General features: G+C 71.9%; 5 protein-coding genes and 1 pseudogene. 2 read left to right on the top strand and 4 right to left on the bottom strand.

Features of this window, described 5'->3' with window-relative positions:
- Window positions 1-327 precede the first annotated feature (327 nt).
- Together AB0M52_RS29345 and AB0M52_RS29340 are read right to left on the bottom strand one after the other, a co-directional pair.
- Window positions 328-1632, bottom strand: a complete 1305-nt coding sequence (locus AB0M52_RS29345; protein ID WP_363960436.1) for an extracellular solute-binding protein — start codon at window positions 1630-1632, stop codon at window positions 328-330.
- Between the two features lie 173 nt (window positions 1633-1805).
- Window positions 1806-2570, bottom strand: coding sequence for a maleylpyruvate isomerase family mycothiol-dependent enzyme (locus AB0M52_RS29340; protein ID WP_363960433.1), 765 nt, complete (start codon window positions 2568-2570; stop codon window positions 1806-1808).
- A 70-nt stretch (window positions 2571-2640) separates the two neighbouring features.
- Between AB0M52_RS29340 and AB0M52_RS29335 the strand changes: the two genes are divergently transcribed.
- The gene (locus tag AB0M52_RS29335; protein WP_363960430.1) at window positions 2641-3723 is read left to right on the top strand and encodes a UDP-N-acetylmuramate dehydrogenase; all 1083 of its coding nucleotides are present in this window, start codon (window positions 2641-2643) and stop codon (window positions 3721-3723) included.
- Between the two features lie 86 nt (window positions 3724-3809).
- Here the strand turns inward: AB0M52_RS29335 and AB0M52_RS29330 are convergent, their stop codons facing one another.
- Window positions 3810-4625, bottom strand: a complete 816-nt coding sequence (locus tag AB0M52_RS29330) for a class I SAM-dependent methyltransferase (protein ID WP_363960427.1) — start codon at window positions 4623-4625, stop codon at window positions 3810-3812.
- A 14-nt stretch (window positions 4626-4639) separates the two neighbouring features.
- Entirely contained in the window at window positions 4640-5404 is a 765-nt protein-coding gene (locus AB0M52_RS29325; protein ID WP_363960424.1) for an SDR family NAD(P)-dependent oxidoreductase, read from the bottom strand.
- 181 nt (window positions 5405-5585) lie between these two features.
- Between AB0M52_RS29325 and AB0M52_RS29320 the strand changes: the two are divergent.
- Window positions 5586-5806 (top strand): annotated as a pseudogene (locus AB0M52_RS29320) (D-inositol-3-phosphate glycosyltransferase); the annotation flags it as partial.

Here is a 5806-nt window from a genome sequence, read left to right as displayed (position 1 = left end):
GGCAGCAGTACCTTGGTGCTGTCCACCACCACGAAGGTGATCGGGCGGCCGCGGCGGGAGTCGGCGACGCGGCGCAGGAACGACTCGCACAGGGCTGTAGAGGTAGGGCGAGTACTTCGCGTCGATCCGGCTCAGCCGGCCGGCCCGCCGCAGGCGGGTGTCGCGCGGTCCCGGTGTGGCCGGCGGTCGCGCGTCGAGCTGCAACGCCATGACCCGTTGACTCCTTTCCACGCCCCCGCCCCGCGCCGATCCAGGGCTGGTCGCCGCGCGCGTCCAGTGGACGCGGCGGGTCCTGGATCGGCGGCGGGGTGGGGGCCGTCGGGCCGGTTACTTGGCGGCGGCCTTCTTGGCGTTCGCGACCGCGTCCTGCCACCCCTGGTCGGGGGTGCGCTGTCCCAGCTCGACGGTGCGCACGGCGTTCTCCACCTCGGTGCGGACGGCCTGGTTCTTCGGGCCCATGTAGACCGGCTTCAGGGTCTTGGCGCCCGCGGCGAAGATCGTGCCGATCGGGGCGTCGGAGAAGTACGGGTTGGTGGCCTCGGCGATGGCGGGGTCGTCCAGCGCCTGCGGCGAGGACGGCAGCGGTCCCTTGGCCTTGAAGGCGCCGATCTGACCCTGCGGGCTGGTCAGGAACTTGGCCAGCTTGATCGCCTCTTCCTGGTGCTTGCTCTGCCTCGGCACGGCCAGGTGCGTACCGCCCCAGTTGCCGCCGTCGCCCGGCACCCGGGCGATGTCCCACTTGCCCTTGGCCTCCGGCCCGGCGTTGCCCTCGATCACGCCGGTCATCCAGGCCGGGCAGGCGATGGTGGCGAACTTGGCCTGTTTGAAGGCCGAGACCCACTCCTCGGACCACGAGCCGTACTTGCCGGACAGGCCGGCGTTGATGATGCGCATGGTGGTGTCCCAGGCCTGCTTCACCGCCGGGTTGCTGTCCACCACGAGGTTGTCGCTGGTGTCGTAGTAGTGGTAGCCCTGCGCGTTACCGGCGGTCTGGAGCACGATGGTGTTGAACGTGTTGGTGGCCGCGTCCAGGAACGAGGCGCCGGTGTTCGCGGCCTTGAACTTCTCACCGGTGGCGATGTAGTCCGGCCAGGTCGGCCAGAGCTTGGAGACCTCGTCGCGGTCGGTGGGCAGACCCGCCTTCGCGAAGAGGTCGGTGCGGTAGCACATGGCCATGCCGCCGACGTCGGTGCCGAGCCCGATCAGCTTCTGGCCGTCGGCGGTGAGCCCCTGGTTCCACTTCCACTCGAGGAAGTTGCCCTTGAGCTCGGCGGCGCCGTGGTCGAGCAGGTTGACGAAGTTGTCCGGATTGGCCTTGTACTCGACCATCAGACCCTCTTCGATGGCGACGATGTCGCCGGCGCCCTTGCCCGCGGCGAGCCATTGGGTCAGCTTCGGCGAGTACTCGTCGAGGTTGCCGCCGGTGCCTCGCTCGACGATCTTCACGCCGGGGTTGGCGTCCTCGTACTCGCGGTAGAGCTGCTCGTAGCCGAGCTGCCCGAACACGTCGACGGTGAGCGTTATGTTGCCGTCTCCGGCGTCGTCGCTGCCACCGCAGCCGCTGGTGACGAGCAACGCGCCGGCGGCGGCCAGGGCGACCGCCGCGAGGCGGTGGCGCGGGAAAGTGCCCATTGTCTGGTGACCCCTCTCAGGTAAGGGTGGTGGTGGTTGGGTCTGAGAGCGCTCTCACGTAGCCTGCGGCCCGCCCGGGACCGGTGTCAAGAGAGCGCTCTCTCGGAAGGGTCACAGAATGGCCACGAGCGGCCCTCCCGGTCAGGAAGGCCGCTCGTGGTGGATCGTCGGGCTCAGCCGGTACGCACCCCGTCGAGCAGGGCGCGGTCGCCGGCGACGGTCAGGGTGTCGAAACTGACCCGCCCCCACAACGCCAGCAGCAGATCGCTCGCCGTGCCGCTGACGTGCACCCGGGCGTGGTGGTCGTCGTGGTCGAAGATGGTGCCGGTGTCCAGCAGGGCCACCCCCTCGCCGCGCAGCCGCAGGAACCACTCATGCGCCGCGTCGGTCGCGCTCAGCCGGACCACCCCGTGCCACTGCCCGGTCGCCTTCCGCCGGCCGGCCGGCAGCCAGGTGTCGAGCACCTCGCTCACCCCGTCGGCCGCGAGCTTCGACTCGATCGGTTCACCGGCGGCGATGGCGAGTTGGGCGTCCCAGCGGTGCACCGCCGTCTCGTGCGCCATCCGGCGGGGCCAGAAGGCCGCCTTCTTCGGCTGCGGGGCCCAGTTCCACGCCGGTGCCTCCGGGTCGAGGGTGTCGAACAGGGCCATCAACTCGTCGTACGCCTGCTGCCACTGCTGCGCGGCGGTGACGCCTGGCGCGAGTTCGGCCGGCTGCGACCGGCTCTGCTGCGGGGCGGTGGTCTCGCCAGAGCCGGCAACGGAGCGTACCCACTGGTAGATGCCGGCGAGGTGCAGGGCCAGGTCGGTCACCGTCCAGCCGGGGCAGGACAGCACAGGTGTCTCGGGCGGGGCCTCGGCCACCGCAGCGGCGAAGGCCGGGCCCTCCGCCCGGAGTGCCCCGATCCAGAAGTCTTTGGTGCCATGCAATCTGCTCATCGCCATCCTCCCGGGGGTGACCGGGCCACCAGTGGGTGCCGCGGCTATCCCTCAGCCTAGGGTGAAAGGCGTGTCTGACGTCTACGCCCAGCCGGCAGCCGCCGCTCAACCCGTCACCACGGGTGATCTGTCGCAATACACCACATTACGCCTCGGCGGGCCGGCTGGACGGATCGTTACCGCTACCAGTACGGAGGAGATTGTCGCCCGGGTACGCGAGGCGGGGGAGGAGATCCTCCTGCTCGCCGGCGGCAGCAACGTGGTGATCGGCGACGTCGGCTTCCCGGGCACCGTGGTCCTCGTCCGTTCCCGGGGCCTGCGGGTGCTGGCCGAGGACGAGCAGACCGTGACGGTGCGGGTCGAGGCCGGCGAGCCGTGGGACGACCTGGTCGCCGCGACCGTGCAGAACGGCTGGTCCGGGCTGGAGTGCCTGTCCGGCATTCCCGGCTCGACCGGGGCCACCCCGATCCAGAACGTCGGGGCGTACGGGCAGGAGGTCGCCGAGACCATCACCGGCGTGCAGGTCTACGACCGGGTCGCCGGCGCGGTCGGCCGGGTCGCCGCGGTGGACTGCGGCTTCGCCTACCGGTCCAGCATCTTCAAGTACAGCGAGCGTTGGGTGGTGCTCTCGGTCGACTTCCGGCTGGCCCGCTCGCCGCTGTCCGGCCCGGTCCGCTACGCGGAGCTGGCCCGGGCACTCGACGTCGAAGTCGGTGACCGGGTGCCGTTGGCGCAGGCGCGGGCCACCGTGCTGCGGCTGCGTGCCGGCAAGGGCATGGTGCTCGACCCGGCCGACCCGGACACCCGTTCGGTCGGCTCCTTCTTCACCAACCCGGTGCTGGACGGCGCCGGGTACGAGCTGCTGCGGCAGCGGGCCGCCGAGGTCGGGGAGCCGCCGGCCTGGCCGGGCGCCGGGGACGTGGTCAAGGTCAGCGCGGCCTGGTTGATCGACAAGGCCGGCTTCGGCAAGGGCCACCCCGGGCCCGAGGGCGTCGCCATCTCCAGCAAGCACACCCTGGCCCTGACCAACCCCACCGGCGCCGCCAGCACGCAAGCCCTGATCACCCTCGCCCGCGACATCCGCGACACCGTCCACGCCCGGTTCGGCGTAACCCTCCACCCCGAACCCGTCCTGATCAACTGCACCCTCTAACCCCACCCCACCCCGCGCCGCGACCTTCCCGTTGATCATGAAGTTGGCGGGCGCTTTGATCTTCAAAAGCCCCGCTAACTTCATGATCAACGAGGCGTGGGGCGGGGCTGGGTGGGGGCGATGGTGGGCCAGGGGAGGGTTAGTTCGCCGAGGCGCCAGCGGCGGGGGTGGTTGAGGATGGGCCAGCCCTGGGCGCGGACCGCGGCCACCGTGTGCAGCCAGCGTTGGCGGGGGCCGAATGGGGCGTAGCTGGCGGCGGCGCGCCAGGCGTCGTCCAGGGCTCGGATCAGGTCGTGGATGGGTTCGCCGGGGACGTTGCGGTGGATCAGCGCCTTGGGTAGCCGTTCGGCCAGCTCGGCCGGGCTGTCCAGGGTCGCCAGCCGGGCGGCCAGCGTCAGCGAGCGCGGGCCGGTGGCGTCCAGCAGCACCCAGCCGCCGAGGCGGCCCAACTCGTCGCAGGTGCCCTCGACCAGCAGCCCGCCGGGTGCCAGCCCGGTGGTGATCGTGGCCCAGGCGCCGGCCACCTCGCTCTCGTCGTACTGGCGTAGCACGTTGAACGCGCGGACCAGGGCGGGACGATGGCCGGCCAGCTCGAAGCCGCCCCGAGCGAAGGTGAGCCCGGGCGGGTCGGCGGCGGGCTGGGCGTCGGCGACGCGTACCGGATCGATCTCCAGCCCGACCACCCGCACGTCGGCGCGGACCCCGGCGGCGAGCCGGGCGCGCAGCTCCACCGCGGTCACCGGGGTCGCGCCGTAGCCGAGGTCGACCACCAGCGGATCCGGCGCGGCCCGCAGCACGTCGGCGTAGGTCTCCACGATCCAGTTGTCCACCCGGCGTAGCCGGTTGGGATTGGTGGTGCCCCGGGTCACCACACCGAGTGGCCGGGACGCCCGCGTCGCCATCGCGCGATCCCGGCTCAGCTCGCCCGGTGCACCTTGTGCTGGGCGGCCTGGGCCAGCGGTCGGACGACGAGCCGGTCCACGTTGACGTGCTGCGGGCGGGTCGCGCACCACGCGATGCAGTCGGCGACGTCCTCGGCGACCAGCGGTTCGGCGACCCCGGCGTAGACGGCCGCGGCCCGGTCGGCGTCACCGTCGAACCGGACCAGTCCGAACTCGTCGGTCTTCACCATCCCGGGGTCGATCTCGATCACCCGGACCGGGCGGCCGCACAGCTCCAGCCGTAGCGTGCCGGCGATCGCGGTCTGCGCGTGCTTCGCGGCGGTGTAGCCGCCCCCGCCCTCGTACACCGTGAAGCCGGCGGTCGACGAGACGATGACGATGGTGCCGGCGCCGGAGGTCTCCAGGGCCGGCAGCAGCGCCTGGGTGACCCGCAACGTGCCGAGCACGTTCACGTCGTACATCCACTGCCAGTCGCCGACGGACCCGGACTCGACCGGGTCCAGCCCGCGCGCCCCGCCGGCGTTGTTCACCAGCAGGGTCACCGGCCCGGGGGCCTGCTGTGCGGCCTGCGCGAGACCCGCCACCGACTCGTCCGAGGTGACGTCGCAGGCCACCGCGGTGGCGGCACCGCCGGCGGCGGTGATCTCCGCGACCAGGCCGGCCAGCCGGTCGGTACGCCGCGCCGCGGCCAGGACGTGGAAACCCTCGCTGGCGAGCCGCCGGGCGGTGGCGGCGCCGATCCCGCTGGACGCTCCGGTGACGATGGCGACAGGACTCATCGGGCCATTCTCGCCTCCGCCCATGGCCGTCGGGCACCGCCCTCGCGATGAGGTCGGTCACGCCGGTGGGGCTGGCCGACGTATTTCCCGCTGGCGATCGGGAAGATGACATCCGGCGTCGAGGTTGACGCAGGAGCGCCGGTCGTGCGGGACGGCATCAACCGTGGCAAAGGGAGCGGACGTGGCGGAAATGCACACCGGTGTCGGTCGTCAGCGAGGTGCCCTGCCGTGGCCGCGGCCCCGGCGGATCGCGACGCTCTCGGTGCACACCTCGCCTTTGCACCAGCCGGGCACCGGCGACGCGGGTGGCATGAACGTCTACATCCTGGAGGTCGCCCGGCGACTGGCCGAGGCGGACGTCGAGGTGGAGATCTTCACCCGGGCCACCTCGGGCGATCTGCC

Source organism: Micromonospora sp. NPDC051296, from assembly GCF_040682255.1.
Taxonomy (GTDB): domain Bacteria; phylum Actinomycetota; class Actinomycetes; order Mycobacteriales; family Micromonosporaceae; genus Micromonospora; species Micromonospora craterilacus.
Note: the sequence above shows the minus strand (reverse complement) of the source record. Positions and strands in the feature narration are given on the sequence as shown.

Bases quoted from the DNA above. Each gene is read 5' to 3' on its own strand.
- AB0M52_RS29340 (WP_363960433.1), bottom strand. From the start codon at position 2,570: ATGAGCAGATTGCATGGCACCAAAGACTTCTGGATCGGGGCACTCCGG.
- AB0M52_RS29345 (WP_363960436.1), bottom strand. From the start codon at position 1,632: ATGGGCACTTTCCCGCGCCACCGCCTCGCGGCGGTCGCCCTGGCCGCC.
- AB0M52_RS29325 (WP_363960424.1), bottom strand. From the start codon at position 5,404: ATGAGTCCTGTCGCCATCGTCACCGGAGCGTCCAGCGGGATCGGCGCC.
- AB0M52_RS29330 (WP_363960427.1), bottom strand. From the start codon at position 4,625: ATGGCGACGCGGGCGTCCCGGCCACTCGGTGTGGTGACCCGGGGCACC.